This is a genomic window from Prevotella sp. C0209C1, assembly GCF_056583855.1.
In genome coordinates, this window is sequence record NZ_JBWPJP010000080.1 from 1 (window position 1) to 631 (window position 631).

General features: G+C 46.8%; 1 protein-coding gene. It reads right to left on the minus strand.

Annotated features, from left to right (window positions below):
* Positions 1–27 precede the first annotated feature (27 nt).
* On the minus strand, positions 28–631 hold a 604-nt coding region (locus AC1DCD_RS10280), incomplete at its 5' end, for a site-specific integrase (protein ID WP_480349373.1).

The following is a 631-nucleotide window of genomic DNA, read 5'->3' on the forward strand; positions in this document are numbered from 1 at the left end:
TCATTGTCCTTTGTTTATAGTTCGTATTCATGCCGTTTCTTCCATTTTACAGGTTACAATATCCGAAGATTCACAAGTCTCTCTCTCCGCTATTTCTTTCTCATTTGCCGATTGTTTGGCTATAAGCCTGTCCATATCCTTTGAAATCTTGTTGTCCGTTACCTGCGCATAAATCTGCGTGCTTGATATGGAGGTATGCCCCATCATCTTGGCTATGCTCTCAATAGGAATACCTGCGCTTAGACACATCGTACCAAACGTATGTCTTGCCATGTGGTACGAAAGTCTTTGACGGATACCGCAAGCCTTACCCACGATGCTCAGGTTCTTGCCCATCACGCTACGGCTGCAATGAGGTTGAAAGACAAGGCTGTCGCCTTTTTCTTTCACCGTCTGCTGTTCTTCGTTTCTTGCCTGCTCGTTCCTGCAATGGCTGATGATGGCTTCAGCTACGGGATGCAGTGGTACGATGAACTCGACCTTTGTCTTCTGTCTCTCTTTGCGGATATACCTCTGTCCATCCGCTGCCGTTTGGATATGCCTATATTGCAACGTTTCCATATCAGCGATAGCCATACCTGTGAAGCAGGAGAAGACGAACATCAGCCGAGCCAATTCCGATTCTCTGTCG